Source organism: Variovorax sp. EL159 (assembly GCF_900100965.1).
Lineage (GTDB): Bacteria > Pseudomonadota > Gammaproteobacteria > Burkholderiales > Burkholderiaceae_C > Variovorax.
The window spans coordinates 105,453-127,757 of the sequence record NZ_FMUJ01000003.1 but is presented as its reverse complement, the minus strand read 5'-3'; the positions used below and the strand labels follow the sequence as shown (position 1 = coordinate 127,757).

Sequence of the window (22,305 nt, the reverse complement as noted above, 5' to 3'; positions counted from 1 at the left end):
GTACCTGCAAAACAATGCGGGCCATCGCCACCGCATTACCGCCTTTCCGCGTCGAGCGGATGACACCTTGCAGCCACCCATGACCACTCCTGAATACTTTCCCCTCGTCGATGTTTCCGGTACGCCGCACGCGCGCGGCGTGCAGCACGGCCGTGCCGTGCCAGAGCGCGTGGCGGGCGGCGTTGCACTCTACCGCGCCCAGCTCGGCCGGCGCGGCCTCGACGCGGCCACCATCCGCCATCTCGCGCAGTCGATGCTGCCGATCATCGAGGCCTATGACGCCAGCTATCTCGAAGAGATGCGCGGCATTGCCGAAGGCGCGGGCGTATCGCTCGAAGACGTGGTGATGGTCAATTGCCGCACCGAGATGCTGTTCGGCTATGCCGACCTCAAGGGCAAGGCCGACGCCACATCCGCCCCCACCACCGACGCGGCCCCGTCCGAAGACGGCGACTGCACCGGCCTGCTCGTGCTGCCCGCGCGCTCGGCCACCGGCCGGCTCATGCACGCCCACAACTGGGACTGGCGCCAGGAATGCGTGGACACCGGCATCGTGCTGCGCATCCGCAGCAACAACGGCGGCCCCGACATGCTCACCTTCACCGAAGCCGGTGCGCTCGCACGCCATGGCTTCAACACGAACGGCGTGTCGCTCACCGGCAATTCGCTGACCTGCGACGAAGACTTCCGCAAGGGCCCGGGCGTGCCGCTGGTGCTGCTGCGCCGCCGCATCCTGGAGGCCGCCAACCTCGCCACCGCGATGAAGTCGGTGTGGGCCTCGAAGCGCTACTGCGCCAACAACATGATCCTGGCCCAAGCCACCGGCAACGACGGCTCGGGCATCAGCCTGGAAACCTCGCCGGGCGAGATCTTCTGGACCCTGCCCGAGAACGACCTGCTGGTGCATGCCAACCACTGGATGTCGCCGTCCGCCGTGATGAAGCTGCGCGACCCCGGCCTGCCGCAGCGCCCCGACAGCATCTACCGCCAGCACCGCGTGGAAAACGCGCTCGGCCGCGTCGAGGGCCGCATCGACTGGACCCACGTGAAGGCCGCGCTGGCCGACGAATTCGGCAAGCCCGATGGCGTGCTGCGCACGCCCAAGCCGGCCGACTTCAGCAGCATCTCGGCCACCGTGGCCACCACGCTCATGGATGCGGCCAACCGCGTGATGTGGGTGGCGCGCAAGCCTTACGAGGCGCGCAACTTCCAGGAATACACGCTGTAGTTCCCTGCCCCTTCGGCGCCCTTCTCTTCCCACCGCAGCCTTCTTCATGACCGACACCACTGAAGCCACCACCGCCCTGGCCGAACGACGCGCCCGCGCCATCTACGACCTGGGCCCGAGCACCATCTACGCCTCGCGCAGCGACCCGCGCTTTTCGTACTGCACCTATGTGCCCGAACACATCGGCCAACCCGGCGCGCGGCCGATGCAGCTGGTGGTGGTGGTGCACGGCACCGGCCGCGCCTTCGTCAACTACCGCGAGGCCTTCAGCGGCTTTGCCAAGTGGAACGACTGCATCGTGCTGTGCCCGCTGTTTCCGGCCGGCGTGCGCGGCGACGGCAACCGCGACGGCTTCAAGCATCTCGTCGAGGCCGACATCCGCTATGACCAGATCCTGCTCGACATGGTGGCCGAGGTGGGCGAAAAGTTCGGCTGCGACTTCAGCCGCTTCGCGCTCTTCGGCTATTCGGGCGGCGGCCAGTTCGTCAACCGCTTCGCCATGCTGCACCCCGAGCACCTGTGGGCCGCGTCCATCGGTGCGCCGGGTTCGGTCACGCTCATCGACCCGCAGCAAGGCTGGTGGGTGGGCACGCAAGACTTCGAGGCCCGCTTCGGCAAGCCGATGAACCTCGACGCCTTGCGCCGCGTGCCGGTGCACATGATTGCCGGCAAGGCCGACATCGAGACCTGGGAGATCACGCACAAGCCCGGCGGCAAGTTCTTCATGCCGGGCGCGAACGACGCCGGCCGCACGCGGCCCGAGCGCCTCGAAACCCTGCGCCGCTCCTTCGAGGCGGCTGGCGTGAAGGTTGCGTTCGACCTGCTCGACAACGTGCCGCACAACGGGCTGGCCTGCGTGGGGCATGTGCAAGACTTCTTCGCGAAGGCCCTGCACGCGCTGCGCGCCACCGTGCCCTCGCCGGCCTGACGCCCACCACCCACAAGAAAGAACAAGGCATGTTCCGTTTTGCAGCCGCCCGCATCGCGATGGCGATTCCCACACTGCTCATCGTGGCGGTGTCGGTGTTCGTGCTGATACGGCTGATCCCCGGCGACCCGGCGCAGTTGCTGCTGGGCGACCTCGCCACGCCCGCGAGCCTTGCGGAACTGCGCGCACGCCTGGGCCTCGACCGCTCGGTGATGGCGCAGTTCGGCATCTGGTTCGGCCATGTGCTGCAGGGCGACCTGGGCACCTCGATCAACAGCGGCCAGGAAGTGCTGCCGCTGGTGGCCGAGCGCTTTCTCATCAGCGGGCGCATCGTGCTGGTGGCCGTGGCGCTGGCCGCGATGGTCGCGGTGCCCGCGGGCATGGTCGCCGCGTGGAAGCAGAACCGCGCGCCCGACCTGCTGCTGGTCGGCTCGGCCACCCTGCTGGTGTCGATCCCGACCTTCTGGCTCGGCCTGCTGTTGCTGCTGCTGTTCGGCCTCAAGCTGGGCTGGCTGCCGGTGGTGGGCTACGTGGGCATCACCGAAGACTGGAAGAACGGCCTGCTGTACCTGGTGCTGCCGATCCTCACGCTCTTCCTGCACGAGATCGGCGTGCTGATGCGCATGGCACGCGCCAGCACGCTCGAGGTGCTGCGGCTGGACTACATCACGCATGCGCGCGCCAAGGGCTTGTCGGAGCGCGCGGTGCTGATGCGCCACGCCTTCAAGAACGCCTTCGGACCGACCTGGACCCTGATCGGCCTGGTGCTGGGCAACCTGCTCGGCGGCATCGCGGTGGTCGAGACGGTGTTCACCATTCCGGGCCTGGGCCGCTTGCTGGTCGATGCGATCTTTGCGCGCGACTACCCGGTGATCCAGGGCTGCCTGCTGTTCGTGGCGGTGATCTACGTGGTGGTCAACCTCGTGATCGATCTTTGCTACCCCCTCTTCGACCCTCGCGTCGCCGTCGAATGACAACGATCAAGCGCAAGAAGCGCATTCCCCTCAACGCCCTGTTCGGCCTTCTGATCGTCGGCCTGATCGCCGCGGCGGCGCTCGTCAGCCTCGTGTGGACGCCGCACGATCCGCTGCGCATCAATTTCGGCTCGCGCCTGAAGCTGCCCGGCGGCACCTACCTGCTGGGCACCGACGAGTTCGGCCGCGACGAGCTGTCGCGCCTCATGGCCGGTGCCGCCACCAGCGTGTGGATCGCCGTGCTCACCGTCGGCTTCTCCATCGTGGTGGGCAGCATCGTCGGCGTGCTGACGGGCTTTCTGCGCGGCTGGACCGACCGCATCGTGATGGCCTTCAACAACGCACTGCTGGCCTTTCCGGGCCTGCTGCTGGCGCTGGGCCTGCTCGCGGTGGTGGGCGCCAACCCCTACGGCATCATCCTGGCGCTCGGGCTGGCGTATACGCCCTCGGTGACGCGCATCGTGCGCGGCACGGTGCTGTCGCTGCGCGAAAAGGAGTTCATCGAATCCTCGCGCGTGCTCGGCAACTCCGAGCTGTACACGATGCTGCGGCACGTGCTGCCCAACTGCACCGCGCCGCTCACGGTGCTGGCCACCTCGATGTTCGGCTGGGTCATCCTGGCCGAGAGCGCGCTGTCGTTCCTCGGCCTGGGCGTGCCGCCACCGGCCCCCACCTGGGGCAACATGCTCGCGTCGGCCCGCCCGTTCATGGCGCAGGCCAGCTACCTGTCGATTCTTCCAGGCCTGTGCATCGCATTGACGCTGCTGGGCATCAACCTGCTGGGCGACGCGGTGCGCGACTGGCTCGATCCGCGCATGAAGGGCGTGCAATGACAGCCACAACGAACACGCCGCTGGTCAGCGTGGAGGGCCTGACGCTCGCCGTCGGCATGGGCGGGCGCGAGATCGTGCGCAATGTGTCCTTCGACATCGCGCCGGGCGAGATGGTCGGCATCGTCGGCGAATCGGGCAGCGGCAAGACGCAGGCCGCGCGCGCCCTCATGGGCCTCACGCCGCCGCCGCTGGTGCGCACCGCCGGCCGCATCCTCTTCGAGGGCGAAGACCTGGCGCTTGCCAAACCGTCACGGCTGCGCGAGCTGCGTGGCGCGCGCGTGGGCATGGTGTTCCAGGAGCCGATGACCTCGCTGAACCCGTCGATGACCATTGGCAAGCAGCTCGGCGAGGCGCTCGCGCTGCACCGCCGCGACCTGTCGCCCGCCGCACGGCAGGCGCGCATTCTCGACATGCTGGCGCGTGTCGGCATCCGCGATCCGAAGGGTGCGCTGGCGGCGTGGCCGCACGAGTTCTCGGGCGGCATGCGCCAGCGGATGATGCTGGCCTCGGTGATGCTGCTGGAGCCCGCCCTGCTGATCGCCGACGAGCCGACCACCGCGCTCGACGCCGTGGTGCAGCGCGACGTGCTGGAGCTGATGGTCGGCCTCACGCGCGAACACCAGACCGCCGTGCTGATGATCAGCCACGACCTGCCGATGGTCGCGCGCTTCACGCAGCGCATGGTCGTCATGCGGCATGGCGAAGTGAAGGAAGTCGGCAACACAGACGACATGCTCGAACACCCGAAGCACGAATACACCCGCGAGCTGCTGCAGGCCATGCCGCGCCGGCTGCCCGCGCGGCAGGTGGTGGACGATGCGCCCGTCATCGAGGTACGCAACCTCGTGGTCGACTACCCCGGCCATCGCCGGCTGTTCGCCAAGGCGGTGCCCAAGCGCGCGCTGCACGGCATCGACCTCGTGGTGCGCCCGCGCGAAGTGGTCGCGGTGGTCGGCGGTTCGGGCTCGGGCAAGACCACGCTGGGCCGCACCATCGCCGGCTTGCTCAAGCCCAGCGGCGGCGAGATTCTTTTTCGCGGCCGCTCGATTGCCCGCTCCGACCCCGGCTGGCTCGACTACCGCCTGCAGTGCCAGATGGTGTTCCAGGACCCCTACGCCTCGCTCGATCCGCGCATGACCATCGGCCAACTCGTCGGCGAAGGGCTGCGGCTGGTCAAGGGCATGTCGTCGGCCGACAAGACCAAGCGCGTGGCCGAAGTGCTCGATGAAGTCGGCCTGGGCACGGCCTTTGCGCCGCGCCATGCGCACGAGCTTTCGGGCGGGCAGCGCCAGCGCGTGGCGATTGCGCGGGCCATCGTGCGCCGCCCGGCCTTCGTGATCGCCGACGAGCCGGTCTCGGCGCTCGACGTGACGGTGCGCGCACAGGTGCTCGAACTGTTCGCCGAACTGCAGAAGCGCCATGGCTTCTCGTGCCTGTTCATCAGCCACGACCTCGGCGTGGTCGAGCAGGTGGCCGACCGCGTGATCGTGATGCAGGACGGCCGCATCGTCGAGCAGGGCTCGCGCGACACGGTGTTCGATGCGCCCGAGCAGGACTACACGCGCAAGCTGCTGTCGGCCATTCCGGCGCTGGAGCCGACCGATGCCGGCGGCGTGCGGCTGCGCTGGCGCTTCGGCGCCGAAGCGCCGGCCTTCGCTTGATTTTTCTTCTTGTATTTGCCCAGCAGGAGTTCTTGATGCCCCGCTCTTTCTTCCGCCACGCCGCCATCGCCAGCGCCTGCCTGGCCGCTTCGGGCGCCTTCGCGCAGACCACGGTGACGGTCGCGCAGCCCGCCGACATCCGCTCCACCAACCCCGGCGTGAACCGCGACAACACCACCGACGGCGTGGTGCTGAACATCGTCGAAGGGCTGGTCGGCTATCGCATGGACGGCAGCGTGGGCCCGCTGCTGGCGCAGTCGGTCGATGTCTCGAAAGACGGCCTGACCTACACCTTCAAGCTGCGCAAAGGCGTGAAGTTCCACAACGACGCGCCCATGACCTCGGCCGACGTGGCCTGGAACTGGAAGCGCTACATGGACCCGAAGACCGACTGGCGCTGCACCAGCGAGTACGACGGTCGCAACGGCCTGAAGGTGGTCGAGACTGCCACGCCCGACGACAGCACCTTCGTGATGAAGATCAACAAGCCCTCGGCCGTGTTCCTCGACACGCTCGCGCGCACCGACTGCGGCATGACGGCCATCCTGCACAAGAGTTCGGTCAAGGCCGACGGCAGCTGGGACAAGCCCGTGGGCACCGGCCCGTTCAAGCTCGCCGAGTGGAAGCGCGGCGAATACGTCACGGTGACGGCCTTCAAGGGCTACACCTCGCCGGCCGGCGCTACCAAGTCCGACGGCTACACCGGGCTGAAGACACCGCTGGTGGACACGGTGAAGTTCATCGTCGTGCCCGACGCGGCCACCGCCGCGGCAGGCCTGAAGTCGGGCGCCATCGATGCAGGACAGATCACGTCGAGCGACGCGCAGGAGCTGAAGAACGACCGCAACCTCGTGGTGCAGGCACCGCCCGAAGCGATCAAGAACGTGCTGCTCATCCAGACGCGCGACCCGTTGCTGAAAAACCAGAAGCTGCGCCAGGCCATCGCCGCATCGCTCGATATCGAGCAGATCGTGGCGGCCGCTTCCGAAGGCCTGGGCTCGGTCAACAACTCGGCCATCCACAAGGGCTCGGCCTTCTACAGCCCCGCGCAAAAGAAGGGCTGGCACTACGACCCCGCGCAGGCCGCGAAGCTGCTGCGCGAGGCCGGCTACAAGGGCGAGAAGATCACCATCCAGACCAACAAGCGCGCCCACGTGCCCAGCTACACGGTGGCGGTGCTGGCGCAGGCCATGATGCAGTCGGTGGGCATCAACGCCCAGCTCGAAGTGCTCGAATGGGCCACGCAGCTCGACCGCTACAACAGCGGCAACTACCAGATCAGCTCGTTCAGCTATTCGTCGCGGCTCGATCCGGCACTGAGCTACGAACAGTTCTCGGGCCCGAAGGACAAGCAGGCGCGCAAGGTGTGGGAAGACCCGCAAGCGCTCAAGTTGATCGACGACAGCTTTGCCGAATCGGACCCGAAGAAGCGCCAGGTGCTGTTCGACCAGATCCACGCGCTGATGATCCAGCAGGTGCCCATGGTGATGCTGTTCAACGGCCTCGACGCCTGGGCCGTGCGCAAGCGCATCGGTGGCTTCGCGGTATGGGAAGGCAAGCCGCGCATGTGGGGCGTTTCGGTGAATGCGGCGGGCGCGGCCAAAGGTGGTTAAGGTCGTTGCCGTCCGGCAGGCGCCAGGCTCTTGAACGGTTGCACTTTTTCCTGGAGTTCTCTTCATGTCCATCGGCAAATCGGCAGGCAAATCGGCGGGCCTTGTGCGCGCAGCGCTTCTCGCGCTCCTTCTCATCGGCTCGAACGGATTCGCCCAGACGCAGGGCGAAGGCGATCTGGCAACCCGCAACAGCCGGCGCGTCGACGAGCCCGTGAAGCAGGTCGGCGACCAGCGCATCGTCGTCAAGACGGCGGAAGGCACAGGCACGATTCCGCTCTACGCCGACCGTCCGATCAACGCACCCGCGCCCGACGTGCGGCGCGTGGTCGTGATCGTCCACGGCATCCTGCGCAATGCCGACGTGTACTTCGCCACTGGCAAGAAGATCGTGCAGAACGCGGGCGACGCGGCCACGGGCACGATGGTCGTGGCGCCGCAGTTCCTTACCGTCACCGATGCGAAGGCCTTCAACCTGTCGCCCGACGTGCTCGGCTGGGTCCGCTCGGGCTGGGCACGCGGCGACGCGGCCGCCGGCCCCGCGCCGGTCAGTTCGTTCTCGGCGCTCGATGCGGTGCTCGCGCATTTCGCGAACCGCGATCTCTATCCGGCGCTGAAGGAAGTGCTGCTGATCGGCCACTCGGCCGGCGGACGCATCCTCAACCGTTATGTGGCCACCAGCGACGGCGAGGCGGTGCTGCGCCGCACCGGCATCCGCATCCGCTACGTGATCGCCAACCCCAGCAACTACCTCTACTTCGACCGCGACCGGCCCTCGGCCGACGGCAAGCTGCAGCCGGCCGACATGCAGGCCTGCCCCGCGCTCAACGACTGGCCCTACGGCCTGGACAAGGCGCCGCCCTACGTGACGAAGCAAGATGTGAAGTCACTCGAAGCCCGCTACGCATCGCGCAACGTCGTCTACCTGCTCGGCGGCGCCGACACCGATCCGTACCTGCATTTCTTCGACCGCTCGTGCAGCGGCATGGCTCAGGGGCCGAACCGGCTGGCCCGTGGCCATCCGTACTTCGACTACCTGAAGGGCCGCCACGCCACGAACTTCAAGCAGCACATCGTCGAGGTGCCGGGCATCGGGCACGACAACCTGGGCATGTTCACGTCCGACTGCGGCGTGGCGGTGCTGTTCGAGAAGAAGCTGCCGACGCACTGTCCGGTCTTCAGGTAAGGGTGGGCTTCGCGGCCGATGCCCTTTGCCGCACCGCATGGCCGGTATGGGCCACACAGGCCGTACGCCGGCCTAGCCAGCCACTTCGACGTTGGCTAGGCCGTCAAGACCTGCGCAAGGTCGGCCTTCAATGACGTGGCCCGCTCGGGCGCCCCCGCCAGCCCCGCATCGACCAGGGCTTGTGCCCGCGCCCGGTCGCCCAGGTGCACCGCGATCCGCGCGAGATGCAACGCCGTTCGGGCGTGGATCTGCGCCGGGTCGGTCTCGCGCAGCAACTGCTCGAAGCTTTGCGGGTATTGGCCGTAGCGCGCAAAGAACGCACGCCCCGGCCCTTCCCACTCGCTCACGATGAACTCGACGTTTTCTTCTGCCTGCTCTTTGGTCGCGCCATAGGCCCATCCGAACGCGGCGCCGGGCGGCGGTTCCATCCGGTCGCGAAACACGCAGTGCGATTCTTCCAAGGCATCGGGCGCCACGGTGCCGCCGCCTTCGGTCGGCAGAAACGCCAGGTGCGCGCCGAGGTTCAGGTAGCACGCCTTGCCGCCGCTCGCGCCCTGCACGTTGAACACGTGGATCACCGGCCCGTCGATGCGCCGCAGCGTTTGCCCCGCACCCTGGAAGCCTTGGGCCCTCAAGACAGGAAAGAGTCGTTGCCCAAGCAGCTTGAGGAAGGTGGTGCGGTTCATGGGGTGCGGATTCTCCGTGTACGCAAGGTGATCGAATAGCGCAGCGCCTCGGTCGGGGCGATGGCATGTTGCCACGCCCAGCGCGCCGGGCCGTGCAACAGGTACACGGAGCGCGGCTCGACCAGGAATTCGAGCGTGGCCGGCCCCGATGCGGGCGCGCCCGGCACATAGGGCCTGAACTGCATCACCGCATCGTTGTTCAGCGAGACGCCGATGATGTCCTCGAAGTCGGGCACGTCGCGGTGCCAGCCCAGCGGCGTGCCGGGCCGGTACTCGGCGATCAGCATGTGGGCGAGGTCTTCGGGCGCGACGCCGGCCCACGCCGCCACCTTCGCCCGCAGCGGATGCAGCAGCTCGGGCAGCGGCGCGCCGGGCTTGAGGCGGTTGGCGTCGAAGTCGTAGCTGCCGCCGAAGCTGGTGCCGCGGCGGCGCGCGGTGTATTCCTTGTAGCGCATCTCCTTGAGCGGCAGGCCCTGCACGATGCGTATCAACCCGGCCTCTTCGTCAGGCGAGAGAAAGCCGCGCTCGTAGCGCAGGCCCTCGATGGCGGCCACAGGCGCCTCGCCGAACAGGTCGGGCTGGCCCGCGTGTTCGAGGCGTCTAGCGACGCGCGCCATCTTCCGCGTCTCCAGTCAGCCGCACATGCCACCAGCGCGGCAGCAGTTCGCGGATTTCCGCGCGTGCGAAGCGGTCGTCGAGCAGGTGCAGCACGCCCCGGTCTTCTTCGGTGCGGATCACCCGGCCGGCGGCCTGCACCACCTTCTGCAAGCCCGGGTAGAGGTACGTGTACTCGTAGCCCTTGCCGAAGCGCGACTGCATGCGCTCGCGCGTGATCTCGTTGAGTTCGTTGTACTGCGGCAGGCCCAGGCTCGCGACAAAAGCGCCGATCAGCCGGCTGCCTGGCAGGTCGATGCCTTCGCCGAACGCGCCGCCGAGCACGGCGAAGCCGATGCCCCGGCCGCCCTCTTCGAAGCGCGCGATGAAGCCGTGGCGATCGGCCTCGCGCATGCCGCGCGTCTGCGTCCACACCGGCACGCCGGGGTGGCGGGCGGAAAAGGCGGCGCAGGCTTTTTCAAGGTAGTCGAAGCTGCTGAAGAAGGCCAGGTAGTTGCCGGGCAAGCGCTCGAACTGGGCGCCGATGATGTCGGCCACATTGCGCAGCGAGCCGGCGCGGTCGCGAAAGCGGGTCGACACGTCCATCGCCACTTCGACGCGCAACTGCCGGCTGTTGAAGGGCGACGCCACGTCGAGCAGCGCCGTGTCTTCGGGCAGCCCGAGCGCATCGCGGTAGAACTCGAAGGGCGACAGCGTGCCCGAGAAGCAGGTGACCGAGACCGCATCCGCGAAGCGGCTCTCGAGGAACGGCGCAGGCACGAGGTTGCGGATGGCGAGGCTGCGCTGTTCCTGCGCCGCGCCCAGCGTGCGCTCGAACACCGAGTGGTCGCCGAAGGCCTCGGCCATGCGGGCGAAGTGCAGTGCATCGAAGAAGAAGCGCTGCAGCGGCCCTTGCGATGCGTCGGGCGTGGCCGCAAAGTATTCGGCCATGGCGGTGTTGGCGGCCTGCAAGGTGCGCACGAAGCGCTCGGGGATCTCGTCGCCGGTTTCGTAGTCGGCCTGCTGCGATTGCTGCAGCGTGTCCCATTCGCGGAACAGGCGGGCCAGCGGGCCGCGCAGTGCCGAAGGCGCCACGCGGTGGGCTTCTTCGAGGGCGGCGCCCTCGAGTTGCGCGGTGTACATGCCGCGCGCCCGCTCCAGCAGATTGTGCGCTTCGTCCACCAGCACGGCCACGCGCCAGTCGGCGTCGCGCATGGTGGCGTAGAGAAAAGCGCTGCCGTCGAAGTAGTAGTTGTAGTCGCCGACGATCGCGTCGCTCCAGTGGGCCATTTCCTGGGCAAGGAAATAGGGGCACACCTCGTGCGCCAGCGCGATGTGGCGCAGGGCCTCGCGGTCGAGCCGCGCGGCCTGCGCCGCTTGTTCGCGCGCGGCGGGCAGGCGGTCGTAGAAGCCCTTGGCCAGCGGGCACGAGTCGCCATGGCAGGCGCGGTCGGGGTACTCGCACACCTTCTCGCGGGCGGCAAGCTCGAGCACGCGCACCCTGCCCTGCGCATGGCCAGTGTCGAGCGTTCGCAGGGCATCGAGCGCGACCGGCCGGCCGGAAGTCTTGGCGGTAAGGAAGAAGACCTTGTCGATGCGGCCCGCCGCACGCGCCTTCAGCAGCGGGAAGATGGTGGCGAGCGTCTTGCCGATGCCGGTGGGGGCCTGCGTCATCAGGCGGCGGCTGCCGGCGGCGGCGCGGTAGACGGCCTCGGCCAGTTCGCGTTGGCCGGTGCGGAAGGTGCGATGGGGAAATTCGAGCCGCGCCAATGTGTCGTCGAGCGCGGCGCGGTGGGCGGCCTCGCTCTGCGCCCAGGCGCTGTAGCGGCCGCACAGCAGCTCGAAGTGCGCTTGCAGCGACGCGCGGGTGTGGCTTTCTTCGAGCACGGTCTCGTCGCCGGTGGCAAGGTCGAGGTAGACGAGGGCCACCGTCATCTCTTCGTGGCCATGTTGCTCGCACAGCATCCAGCCGTAGGTGCGGGCCTGCGCCCAGTGCAGCGCGCGATGGTTGCCGCGGATGGCATCGAAGTCGCCGCGGAAGGTCTTGATTTCTTCCACGCGCGACCTCCGGGCTTCGTAGCCATCGGCCCGGCCGCGAACACGCAGCGTGCCGCAGGTGGCTTCGAGCCCTACTTCGCATTCGTAGCCGCTGCCCCGCCGGCCCTGCACCAGCGCATGGCCGGCCATGCCTTCGAGCGCGCTGGGCGCGGGCACGAAGCGCAGGTCGAGGTCGCCCGCCTTCGCGCCGAAAGCGCAGAGCGCCTTGACGGAAACGACGTGCGCCAAAGGAGCCCCGAGTGGCGGCCTGGAAGCTTCGGAAGCCATTTTGCTTTTACTGTATGAAATTACAGTATAGCCAGAGTACCCTTCACGGTTCCTCCCCAGGTTTCCAGCTGCCGTGCCGTCTCGGGGTGTTTTCCGACAGGGAAAGCATCCTTTTTCGGCAAGACTTGGCGAGTTTTGCTTACATACGCAACCGATGAACACTCCCACCGCGATCGACCCCGACCAATTCGAGCGTCTGCTGAGCCGCAACCTCAAGCTCCCGCTCATCGGGGGCGTCGTCGGCGCCGTGGTCTTCGTCGGGCTGATCCTTTTCCTGCTGAACACCATCGGCTGGGTCGAGCACACCGACCGCGTCACCCGCGCGGCCACCGAGCTGCAGCGCCAGAGCATCGACATGGAAACCGGCATGCGCGGCTTTCTGATCACCGGTGACGAAACCTTCCTGGAGCCCTACCAGATCGCCCTGCCCCGCATCAAGGGCGACACCGCCATCCTGCGCGAGCTGGTGTCCGACAACCGGCAGCAGGTCGAGCGGCTGGACCGCATTGCCGCGTTCCAGGAAAGCTGGAACGAATTCGCACGCAACCTGATCGCCGGGCGCCGCGCCGGCGAAGACACACATGCCGCAGTGCGCCTGGGCCTGGGCAAGCGGCTGACCGACGAGATGCGCGCCGAATTCGCCGCCTTCATCAGCACCGAGCAGGCGCTGCGCTTCCAGCGCAACAACGACGCCAACCGCATGGCGTGGTGGGTCGTGAGCCTGTTCCTGCTGTTCACGCTGGTGCTGACCGGGCTGGTGGCGTACTTCGGCCGGCGACAGCTGGTGCGGCTGTCCGACGGCTACGACGTGGTGCTCCAGGAACAGGCGGCGCACACCGACCGCCTGTCGCACGAAGCCTGGCTGCGCGGCGCGCAGACCGAGCTGGTGGGCGAACTGGTCGGCGAACTGAGCGCGCCGGACATGGGCCGCAAGGTCCTTGCCTTCTTCTCGCGGCACCTGGGCACCTCCGTCGGCGCGATGTACGTGCGCGAGCGGCATGGCCCGCTGCGCCGTGCGGCGAGCTACGGCTTCTCGAGCGCGGCCGAAGCGACGCCGCAGGTGTTCTCTCCCACCGAAAGCCTGGTGGGCCAGGCCGCCGCCGAACGCCGCCGCATGCTGGTCGACCCGGTCGATGCCGACTACCTGAAGGTCAACTCGGGCCTGGGCGAGATGGCGCCCAAGGCCGTGCTGCTGCTGCCGGTGGGCAGCGACGGCATGGTCAATGGCGTGGTCGAACTGGGCCTTGCCGGCCCGCTCGACGAGCGCGGCAGCCAGTTGCTGGATGTGGTGGCCGACGACATCGGCACGTCGCTCGCGGCGGCGCGCTATCGCGAGCAGCTGCAAGACGTGCTCTCCGAAACGCAGCAGCTCAACGAAGAGCTGCAGGTGCAGCAGGAAGAACTGCGCACCGCCAACGAAGAGCTCGAAGAACAGTCGCGCGCCCTGCGGGCCTCGCAGGCCATGCTGGAGAACCAGCAGGCCGAACTGGAGCAGACCAACAGCCAGCTCTCCGAGCGCACCGAGGCACTGGACCAGCGCAACACCGCCCTGCGCCGCGTGCAGCGCGACCTGGAAGACCGCGCCGACGAGCTGCAGCGCGCCAGCCGCTACAAGTCCGAATTTCTCGCGAACATGTCGCACGAGCTGCGCACGCCGCTCAACAGCGCGCTGATCCTGGCCAAGCTGCTGGGCGACAACCCGCAAGGCAACCTGAGCGCCGAGCAGGTGAAGTTCGCGGAGTCGATCTATTCGTCGGGCAACGACCTGCTGGTGCTCATCAACGACATCCTCGACATCTCGAAGGTCGAGGCCGGCAAGCTCGAAGTGGTGCCCGAGGACGTGGCGCTCGACAAGCTCGCGCAGAGCCTGGAAGGCACCTTCCGGCCGCAGGCGATGCAGAAGAACCTGGGCTTCCGGCTGGAGATCCGGCCCGGCGCGCCGGCCTCGCTGGTCACCGACCGGCAGCGGGTCGAGCAGATCCTGAAGAACCTGCTGTCGAACGCGCTCAAGTTCACCGACCGCGGCGAAGTGGCGCTGGTGGTGTCCGCCGCGGCGGACGGCGGCGCGGCCTTCGCGGTGTCCGACTCCGGCATCGGCATCGACCCGCAGCAGCACGAGCTGATCTTCGAGGCCTTCCGCCAGGCCGACGGCACCACCAGCCGCCGCTATGGCGGCACCGGCCTGGGCCTGTCGATCTCGCGCGACCTCACGCAACTGCTGGGCGGCACGCTCGCGGTGCAGAGCCAGCCGGGCCAGGGCAGCACCTTCGTGCTGCAGTTGCCGGCACAGGCACCGCAGGCTTCGGCACGCCAGCAGGCCGCCTTGCCGCCGATGCGCAGCGCGCACGCGTACGTCTCGCCCGCCCTTCCGGTGCCGGCCGCGCCGCCGCCCAAGGCAGTGGTGCCGGCGCCGCAGTTCGTCGACGACCGCTCGTTGCCGCGCGACCAGGTGCGCCGCGTGCTGGTGATCGAGGACGAGCCGCAGTTCGCGCACATCCTCTACGACCTGGCGCACGAGTTGGGCTACCGCTGTCTGGTGGCGCACGGCGCGGCCGATGGTTTCGAGCTGGCCACGCAGTTCGTGCCCGACGCGATCCTGCTCGACATGCGCCTGCCCGACAGCACCGGCCTCGATGTGCTGCAACGCCTGAAGGATTCGCCGCACACGCGGCACATTCCGATCCACGTGGTCTCGGCCGCCGACAACGCACAGGCCGCGGCCCTGCACATGGGCGCCATCGGTTATGCGCTGAAGCCGGCCACGCGCGACGAGCTGATGAAGGTGTTCGGCCGGCTCGAGGAAAAGCTGACGCAGAAGGTCAAGGTCGTGCTGCTGGTGGAAGACGACGCGCTGCAGCGCGAAAGCGTGATGCGGCTGATTGAAGACGACGACATCGAGATCGTCGCGGTCGGCTCGGGCGAAGAGGCGCTGGCGCTGCTGCGCACCCGCATCTTCGACTGCATGGTCACCGACCTGCGGCTGCCCGACATGCAGGGCAGCGAGCTGCTCAAGAAGATGGCGGCCGAAGAGATCGTGTCGTTCCCGCCCGTCATCGTGTACACCGGGCGCAACCTCACGCGCGACGAAGAAACCGAGCTGCAGCGCTATTCGCGCTCGATCATCATCAAGGGCGCGCGCTCGCCCGAGCGCCTGCTCGACGAGGTGACGCTGTTCCTGCACAAGGTCGAGGCCGAACTGTCGAGCGAGCGCCAGGGCATGCTGAAGACGGCGCGCGGACGCGACCGCATCTTCGAGGGCCGCACCATCCTGCTGGTGGACGACGACGTGCGCAACATCTTCGCCCTGACCAGCGCGCTGGAGCAGCGCGGCGCGGCCGTCGAGATCGGCCGCAATGGCCGCGAGGCGCTCGAAAAGCTCGACCAGGTGAGCGAGATCGACCTCGTGCTGATGGACGTGATGATGCCGGAGATGGACGGCCTCGAAGCCACGCGGCGCCTGCGTGCCGACCCGCGCTTCGAGAAGATGCCCGTGATCGCCATCACCGCCAAGGCCATGAAGGACGACCGCGAGCAGTGCCTTGCCGCCGGTGCCAACGACTACCTTGCCAAGCCGGTGGACCTGGAGCGGCTGTTCTCGCTGCTGCGCGTGTGGATGCCCCGGATGGAACGCCTGTGACCCGCAACCGCCCGCCCCTTGAACCAGCGGCGCCCGGCGCGACCATCGCGCCGCTGCATCCGCTGAGCGACACCGAGATCGAGCTGCGCCTGCTGATGGAGGCGATCTACCTGAAGTACAGCTACGACTTTCGCAACTACACGGTGGCCTCGCAGAAGCGGCGCGTGCTGCATGCGCTCGACCAGCTCGGGCTGCCCAGCATTTCGGCGCTGCAGGAGCGCGTGCTGCGCGAGCCGGCGCTGTTCGGCCGGCTGCTGCAGTTCCTGACGATCCCGGTGAGCGAGATGTTCCGCGACCCGTCGTACTTTCTGGCGCTGCGCCAGCACGTGGTGCCGATCCTGCACACCTACCCGTCGTTGAAGGTGTGGGTGGCCGGCTGCAGCACCGGCGAGGAAGTGTTCTCGCTCGCGATCCTGCTGCGCGAGGAAGGCCTGCTCGCGCGCACGCAGATCTATGCGACCGACATCAACCCGGCGTCGCTCGAGAAGGCGCGCCAGGGCATCTTTCCGCTGGCGGCGATTCGCGGCTACACCGTCAACTACCAGCGCGCGGGCGGACGCGGCGAGTTCTCCGACTACTACACCGCTGCCTACGACGCCGCGCGCTTCGACCCCTCGCTGTGCGCCGACGTGATCTTTGCCGACCACAGCCTGGCCACCGACAGCGTGTTCGCCGAAACGCAGCTGGTGTCGTGCCGCAACGTGCTGATCTACTTCAACCGCGAACTGCAGGACCGGGCGCTCGGGCTGTTCCACGAATCGCTGTCGCACCGCGGCTTTCTGGGCCTGGGCTCGAAGGAAAGCATCGACTTCTCGGGCTACGCGACCCGCTTCGATACGCACGCGCGGGCCGAACGCATCTACCGCAAGCTCGCATGAGAAGGCAGCTTCGCTCTTCCATCCGCAAGCATGTGGACGCCGTGGTGCTCGGCGCTTCGGCCGGCGGCATCGACGCGCTGACCATGCTGCTGCACGAGCTGCCCGCCACCTGGCACATCCCGATGGCGGTGGTGCTGCACCTGCCCGAAGAACACGAGAGCCACCTCGCGGAAATCTTCGCGCAGCGGCTGCCGATCCCGGTGCACGAGGCCATCGACAAGATGCCCGTGGCAACGGGCAGCCTGTACTTTGCGCCGCCGGGCTATCACCTGTCGATCGAACGCGAGCGCAGCTTCTCGCTCAGCTGCGAGCCGCCCGTGCTGTTCTCGCGGCCGTCCATCGACGTGCTGATGGCCTCCGCCGCAGACGCCTACGGCCCCGCGCTCGCCGGCTTCCTGCTGACGGGCGCCAACGACGACGGTGCCGAAGGCATGCACCGCATCCATCTGGCCGGCGGGCTCACCGCCGTCCAGGAACCGAAAGAAGCACTGATTTCCACCATGCCCCAAGCCGCCATTGCGCGCCACGCTCCCGACTATGTGCTCCCCCTGCGCGAGCTGCGCACCCTGCTTCTCCAACTAGAGGCCGCCCATGAACATTGACATCGAAAGCAAGCTGCTGATCGTCGATGACCTGCCCGAGAACCTGCTGGCGCTGGAGGCACTGATCCGCGCACCGGGCCGCACGGTGTACCGCGCGCTGTCGGCCGAAGACGCGCTCGCGCTGCTGCTGGAGCATGAATTCGCGCTGGCCATCGTCGACGTGCAGATGCCCGGCATGAACGGCTTCGAGCTGGCCGAGCTGATGCGCGGCACCGAGCGCACGCGGCACATACCGATCATCTTCGTGAGCGCCGCCGGCCGTGAGCTGAACTACGCCTTCCAGGGCTACGAAAGCGGCGCGGTCGACTTCCTGCACAAGCCGCTCGACCCCCACGCGGTGGTCAGCAAGGTGAACGTGTTCGTCGACCTGTACCAGCACCGCAAGGCGCTGCGGCACGAGATGGAATCGCTCGCGGCCGCGCACCGCAAGCAGGAAGAGCTGGTGCAGCAGCTGCAGCACACGCAACGCGAGCTGGAGCGCGCGGTGCGCATGCGCGACGACTTCATGTCGATGGTGTCGCACGAGCTGCGCACGCCGCTCAACACGCTCTACCTCGAAGCGCAGTTGCGGCAGCTTCACCTGTCGAAGGGCAACCTGGCGATCTTCGCGGCCGACCGGCTGCCCGCGATGATCGAGCGCGACCAGCGGCAGATCCGCAACATGGTGCGCCTGATCGACGACATGCTCGACGTGACGCGCATGCGGCGCGATGCGCTGTCGATCCAGACCCAGCCGGTGGACCTGACGGTGCTGGCGCAAGCCGTGGTCGAGAACCTGCGGCACCAGGCCGACGCGGCGGGCGCGGTCATCACGCTCGAAGCGCCGACCGAACTGCGCGGCGTGTGGGACGAGTTCCGCATCGAGCAGGTGCTGACCAACCTGCTGACCAACGCGCTGCGCTACGGCGGCGGCAAGCCCGTCGCGATGACGGTGCGGCAGGTCGATGGCATGGCGCAGGTGAGCGTGCGCGACCAGGGCATCGGCATTGCGCCGGAAGACCAGGCGCGCATCTTCGAGCAGTTCGAGCGCACCGACGACAGCCGCAAGCACGCGGCCGGTCTGGGCCTCGGGCTCTACATCACGCGCAAGATCGTCGACCTGCATGGCGGGCGCATCGGCGTGGAGAGCACGCCCGGCCAGGGGTCGCGCTTCGTGGTCGACCTGCCGCTGCAACCGGTGGAGACCAAAACGTAGGCCTGCGCCTACTGCACAGCGGGCCATGGCCCGCGATACTGCCCCCTTTGAGATTCAACCGGAAAGAAGACCCTCTGTGAACGTGCTGATCGTCGACGACAACGAAGCCGCGGCCAACCTGCTGCAGGAACTGCTGATGCTGCAGGACCACACGGCGCGCTGCACCTACACCGCGCGGCAGGCGCTGGATGCGGTGGCGGCCGAACGCTTCGACGCCGCGCTGATCGATCTCACGCTGCCCGACCTCCCGGGCACCGAGGTGGCCCGCCGTCTGCGCGCGAGCGCTGGCGATGGCGTGCCCAAATTGCTGATCGCCATCTCGGGGTTTTCCGCGAAGGACACAGGTGGGCAATCGGCCGAAGGGCTGTTCGACCATCACCTGCAGAAGCCGATCGACATCGGCGAGCTGGATCGCATCCTGGGGCAGTCGCCGAGCTAGCGATTCGCGTCGCCTTGCGATGCCCTGAACGGGCTTGAACGGGCTTGAACGCACAGCGGCGGCGAGCGACCCCGTCTTCGAACCGCGCCGGTCTTAGGGGCGCGAACCCACATCTTGGTGCATGCATTGCACCGCTCCGGTGATCGTCTCGCCATTCGACGACACCCTCTCCCATCGCCCGACAGAGGGCTTTCCCGAGGGCAACGCCTCTCGTAGGGGATTTCCCTCGCCGGCTGGCCTGGAGCTTGCGTAGGTTTTCAAGATAGTTGAACATTTCAACTATTGAAGACTTCTCCCATCTGGTCATGCACGCACCGCTTCAACTGAAGACCGACTACATCAACGTATTGCTCGACGTGGCTTCCGCGCGAACGCGCGACCGCGGCTCGCGCGTGTACGAGATCGAACTCGGCCTGTCGATCCGCGACGTGCGCCTGCTCCGGATGATCGGCGGCGCGCCCGGCATCACCATGGGCCAGCTGGTGCAGACCTGCGGCATCGAGAAGACGCTGGTCTCCAAGCTCGTGGGCTCGCTGGTGCAGCGCGAGCTGGTCCAGCGCCAGATCGGCAACGAAGACGCCCGGCAGATCCACCTGTGCCTGACCCCATCGGGCATCGACCTCGTGCTGCAGGCCGAGCCCATCGGGCAGGAGATGGAAGCGCGCTTTCTCGACTGCCTCAGCGCCAGCGAGGTCGACACGCTGCGCCGCATCCTGCACAAGATCATGGACGCGGAAGAACGCTCGCGCGACATCTTCGAGTTTCTGCTGGCCCAGCTGCGGGAAAGCAAGGCTGCGGACACCTCCCCTCCTCCTCCACCTCCCTCTGGCACTCCCCGAAAGAAGTAAGGCTTCATGGCAACTCCACTCTCGCTGCGCCGCGCGTTCGCGGTCACCCTGTCGGCACTGGCCCTGACGTTCACGGCCGCGGCCTCGGCGGACACCGTGCTGCGCACCGTGCCTTCGTCGGACCTGAAGATCCTCGACCCGATCTGGACCACCGCCAACATCACGCGCAACCACGGCTTCATGATCTACGACACCCTTTTCGGCATGGACGAAAAGGGCGCGATCAAGCCGCAGATGGTGGACAAGTACACCGTGAGCCCCGACAACAAGGTCTGGACCTTCACGCTGCGCCCCGGCCTGAAGTTTCACGACGGCGCACCCGTCACCTCGCAGGACGTGATCGCCTCGCTGGCCCGCTGGGGCAAGCGCGACACGCTCGGCCAGAAGATGTACGAGGCCATGGACAGCATCACCGCGGAAGGCCCCAACACCTTCCGCATGAACTTCAAGCAGCCCTTCGGCGTGGTGCTCGATGCGTTGGGCAAGCCCAATCCGCTGGTGCCTTTCATCATGCCCAAGCGCGTGGCCGACACGCCCGCCGACAAGCAGATCGAAGAGATGATCGGCTCCGGTCCCTTCACCCTCGCCAAGGAAGACTTTCGCCCCGGCGACCGCGTGATCTACCGCAAGAACACCGCCTACGTGCCGCGCAAGGAGGCACCATCGGGCCTGGCCGGCGGCAAGGTGGTGAACGTGGACCGCGTGGAATGGGTGCTGCTGCGCGACCCGCAGACGCAGGTCAATGCCCTGCTGAACGGCGAAGTCGACATGGTCGAGACCGTGCCCGCATCCGGCTACAGCGACATGCGCACCAATCCGAAGATCGAGCTGGTGGACGTGATGCCCGCGGGCCCCTTCACAGTCATCTACAACCACAAGGTCGCGCCCTTCAACAACCCGAAGGCGTTGAAGGCGGCCATGCTCGCCATCAACCAGGAAGCCATGCTGCGCGCGCAGGCCACCTTCCGCGACTTCTACAAGCCCTGCACCTCGATCTACCTGTGCGGCTCGATGTATGCGAGCGACAAGACGGGTTTCTACACCGGCAAGCCGCAGTTCGAGGAGGCGCGCAAGCTGCTGAAGGAGTCGGGCTACGACGGCAAGCCGGTCGTCATCCTGCTGCCGGGTGACGCGCCGGCGCTGAACAAGCTGCCCGCGATCTACGGGCAGCTGCTCAAGCAGGTGGGCTTCAACGTCGACGTGCAGACCACCGACTGGGCCACGCTCGTGACGCGCCGCACCAAGAAAGACCAGCCCGAGAACGGCGGCTGGAACGCCTTCATCACCTTCTGGGGCGGCGTGGATGCCAGCAGCCCCATCACCTACAGCCCGCTGACCGGCAATGGCGACCAGGGCTACTTCGGCTGGCCCGTTGATCCCGAACTGGAAAAGCTGAAGACGCGCTTCATCGAGACGGCCGACATCGCGCAGCGCAAGGACATCGCGACGCAGATCCAGTTGCGCGTGCTCGAAGGCGGCGTGATCGCTCCGCTGGGCGAAGGCAAGGCGCCCACGGCGGTGCGCCGTGGCGTGGTGAGCGGGCTGCTGCCGTCGCCTGCCGTCCTGTACTGGAACGTGCGCAAGAAGTAGGCGCAGCCCCCTTTCTCTTTCACCGAGGCGCTTGGCCGGTTGCCCCCGCGGCAACCGGTCGGGGACTTCCTTTGCCCGCGCCGGCTGTTCAACCGCTCGAACGAGACCCCTCACATGCTCAACTTTCTGCTGCGGCGCGGCCTGGCCACGGCGCCCGTTCTCCTGATCGTGGCCGTCATTGTCTTTCTCCTGCTGCGCATGACGCCCGGCGATCCGGCAGCGGCCATCGCGGGCGATGGCGCCACCGTGCAGGACATCGAGCGCATCCGCGCGCAGTTCGGCCTCGATGCACCGGTGGTCAGCCAGTTCTTCGGATGGCTGGGCCACGTGCTGCGTGGCGACCTGGGTTACTCCTACTTCTACAAGATGAGCGTCACCCAGCTGATCGGCCAACGGCTGGAACCCACGCTGTCCGTGGCGGCCGTGACCGTGGTGCTCACCGTGCTGATCGCCGTGCCGCTGGGCGTGCTGGCGGCCTCGCGGCGCGGCGGACGGCTCGACCGCTTCATCATGAGCGCGTCGGTTCTCGGCTTCTCCGTGCCGGTGTTCGTCGCGGGCTATCTGATGATCTGGCTGTTCTCGATGCAGCTGGGCTGGCTGCCGTCGCAGGGCTACAACCGCATTGCCGCAGGCGTGGGCCCGTGGCTGCGCAACCTGGTGCTGCCCTGCGTCACGCTGGCCGTGATGTACGCGGCGCTGATCGCGCGCGTCACGCGGGCGGCGGTGTCGGAGGCGCTGACCGAAGACTACGTGCGCACCGCGCGCGCCAAGGGCATCTCGGAGTGGCGCATGCTGATCCGCCATGCGCTCGCCAATGCGGCCGTGCCCATCGCCACCATCATCGGCCTGAGCGTGGCGGGCCTCATCGGCGGCGTGGTGGTCACCGAGACCATCTACGCCATACCGGGCCTCGGCCAGCTCACGGTGGACGCGGTGCTCTCGCGCGACTACCCGCTCATCCAGGGCATCACCCTGTTCTTCTCGCTTGTCTACGTCGTCGTCAACCTGCTGGTGGACCTGAGCTACCTGCTGCTCGACCCACGCATCCGCTACTGACGCGCACGGCTACCTTTCCTTCGGAGACCTTTTCC

Annotated in this window: 18 protein-coding genes; 15 read left to right on the top strand and 3 right to left on the bottom strand. The window is 67.5% G+C overall.

Annotation, left to right across the window (positions count from 1 at the left end; genetic code table 11):
* The first annotated feature begins 79 nt into the window (after positions 1-79).
* From BLQ28_RS12760 to BLQ28_RS12730, 7 genes are all read left to right on the top strand, one after another.
* Positions 80-1,228, top strand: coding sequence for a C45 family autoproteolytic acyltransferase/hydrolase (locus tag BLQ28_RS12760; protein WP_093239669.1), 1,149 nt, complete (start codon positions 80-82; stop codon positions 1,226-1,228).
* A gap of 46 nt (positions 1,229-1,274) precedes the next feature.
* Positions 1,275-2,156 carry an alpha/beta hydrolase family protein gene (locus BLQ28_RS12755; protein WP_093239667.1) on the top strand — a complete coding sequence of 294 codons (882 nt, stop codon included), beginning with the start codon at positions 1,275-1,277 and terminating at the stop codon, positions 2,154-2,156.
* Between the two features lie 29 nt (positions 2,157-2,185).
* The gene (locus BLQ28_RS12750) at positions 2,186-3,130 is read left to right on the top strand and encodes an ABC transporter permease (RefSeq protein ID WP_093239665.1); all 945 of its coding nucleotides are present in this window, start codon (positions 2,186-2,188) and stop codon (positions 3,128-3,130) included.
* Positions 3,127-3,963: an ABC transporter permease gene (locus tag BLQ28_RS12745; protein WP_093239663.1), complete on the top strand. Its 837-nt coding sequence runs from the start codon at positions 3,127-3,129 to the stop codon at positions 3,961-3,963. Before BLQ28_RS12750 ends, BLQ28_RS12745 begins: the two co-directional genes overlap by 4 nt.
* Positions 3,960-5,624, top strand: a complete 1,665-nt coding sequence (locus BLQ28_RS12740; RefSeq protein WP_093239661.1) for an ABC transporter ATP-binding protein — start codon at positions 3,960-3,962, stop codon at positions 5,622-5,624. The genes BLQ28_RS12745 and BLQ28_RS12740 overlap by 4 nt, the downstream gene beginning before the upstream one ends.
* A gap of 35 nt (positions 5,625-5,659) precedes the next feature.
* Positions 5,660-7,237 carry an ABC transporter substrate-binding protein gene (locus tag BLQ28_RS12735; protein ID WP_093239659.1) on the top strand — a complete coding sequence of 526 codons (1,578 nt, stop codon included), beginning with the start codon at positions 5,660-5,662 and terminating at the stop codon, positions 7,235-7,237.
* A 64-nt stretch (positions 7,238-7,301) separates the two neighbouring features.
* Positions 7,302-8,420, top strand: coding sequence for an alpha/beta hydrolase (locus BLQ28_RS12730; RefSeq protein WP_176801092.1), 1,119 nt, complete (start codon positions 7,302-7,304; stop codon positions 8,418-8,420).
* A 95-nt stretch (positions 8,421-8,515) separates the two neighbouring features.
* Here BLQ28_RS12730 and BLQ28_RS12725 read toward each other — a convergent pair whose 3' ends face one another.
* Genes BLQ28_RS12725 through BLQ28_RS12715 form a run of 3 tightly spaced genes read right to left on the bottom strand, consistent with a single transcriptional unit; the run spans position 8,516 to position 12,025 of the window.
* On the bottom strand, positions 8,516-9,106 hold the full coding sequence (locus tag BLQ28_RS12725) for a DUF4304 domain-containing protein (protein ID WP_093239657.1): 591 nt from the start codon (positions 9,104-9,106) through the stop codon (positions 8,516-8,518).
* Positions 9,103-9,723: an alpha-ketoglutarate-dependent dioxygenase AlkB gene (locus BLQ28_RS12720; RefSeq protein WP_093239655.1), complete on the bottom strand. Its 621-nt coding sequence runs from the start codon at positions 9,721-9,723 to the stop codon at positions 9,103-9,105. The genes BLQ28_RS12725 and BLQ28_RS12720 overlap by 4 nt, the downstream gene beginning before the upstream one ends.
* A complete protein-coding gene (locus BLQ28_RS12715) occupies positions 9,707-12,025 on the bottom strand; it encodes an ATP-dependent DNA helicase (protein ID WP_093239653.1) in 2,319 nt (772 codons plus the stop codon). The genes BLQ28_RS12720 and BLQ28_RS12715 overlap by 17 nt, the downstream gene beginning before the upstream one ends.
* A gap of 154 nt (positions 12,026-12,179) precedes the next feature.
* On the opposite strand from BLQ28_RS12715, the gene BLQ28_RS12710 reads away from it, so the two are divergent.
* The 8 genes from BLQ28_RS12710 to BLQ28_RS12675 all read left to right on the top strand — a co-directional run bounded on the left by BLQ28_RS12710 (position 12,180) and on the right by BLQ28_RS12675 (position 22,270).
* The gene (locus BLQ28_RS12710; RefSeq protein WP_093239651.1) at positions 12,180-15,662 is read left to right on the top strand and encodes a response regulator; all 3,483 of its coding nucleotides are present in this window, start codon (positions 12,180-12,182) and stop codon (positions 15,660-15,662) included.
* Positions 15,663-15,706: 44 nt separating this feature from the next.
* Positions 15,707-16,540, top strand: a complete 834-nt coding sequence (locus BLQ28_RS12705) for a CheR family methyltransferase (protein WP_371126679.1) — start codon at positions 15,707-15,709, stop codon at positions 16,538-16,540.
* Positions 16,537-17,142, top strand: coding sequence for a chemotaxis protein CheB (locus tag BLQ28_RS12700; RefSeq protein WP_093239649.1), 606 nt, complete (start codon positions 16,537-16,539; stop codon positions 17,140-17,142). The genes BLQ28_RS12705 and BLQ28_RS12700 overlap by 4 nt, the downstream gene beginning before the upstream one ends.
* Positions 17,132-18,337, top strand: coding sequence for a hybrid sensor histidine kinase/response regulator (locus BLQ28_RS12695; protein ID WP_093239647.1), 1,206 nt, complete (start codon positions 17,132-17,134; stop codon positions 18,335-18,337). Before BLQ28_RS12700 ends, BLQ28_RS12695 begins: the two co-directional genes overlap by 11 nt.
* Before the next feature lie 76 nt (positions 18,338-18,413).
* Positions 18,414-18,776: a response regulator gene (locus BLQ28_RS12690; protein WP_176801091.1), complete on the top strand. Its 363-nt coding sequence runs from the start codon at positions 18,414-18,416 to the stop codon at positions 18,774-18,776.
* 305 nt (positions 18,777-19,081) lie between these two features.
* Positions 19,082-19,624 (top strand): MarR family winged helix-turn-helix transcriptional regulator, encoded by a 543-nt coding sequence (locus tag BLQ28_RS12685; RefSeq protein WP_093239643.1) that lies wholly within the window; start codon positions 19,082-19,084, stop codon positions 19,622-19,624.
* A 6-nt stretch (positions 19,625-19,630) separates the two neighbouring features.
* Entirely contained in the window at positions 19,631-21,214 is a 1,584-nt protein-coding gene (locus BLQ28_RS12680) for an ABC transporter substrate-binding protein (protein ID WP_093239641.1), read from the top strand.
* Positions 21,215-21,328: 114 nt separating this feature from the next.
* Entirely contained in the window at positions 21,329-22,270 is a 942-nt protein-coding gene (locus tag BLQ28_RS12675; RefSeq protein ID WP_093239639.1) for an ABC transporter permease, read from the top strand.
* The last annotated feature ends 35 nt before the right edge of the window (positions 22,271-22,305 follow it).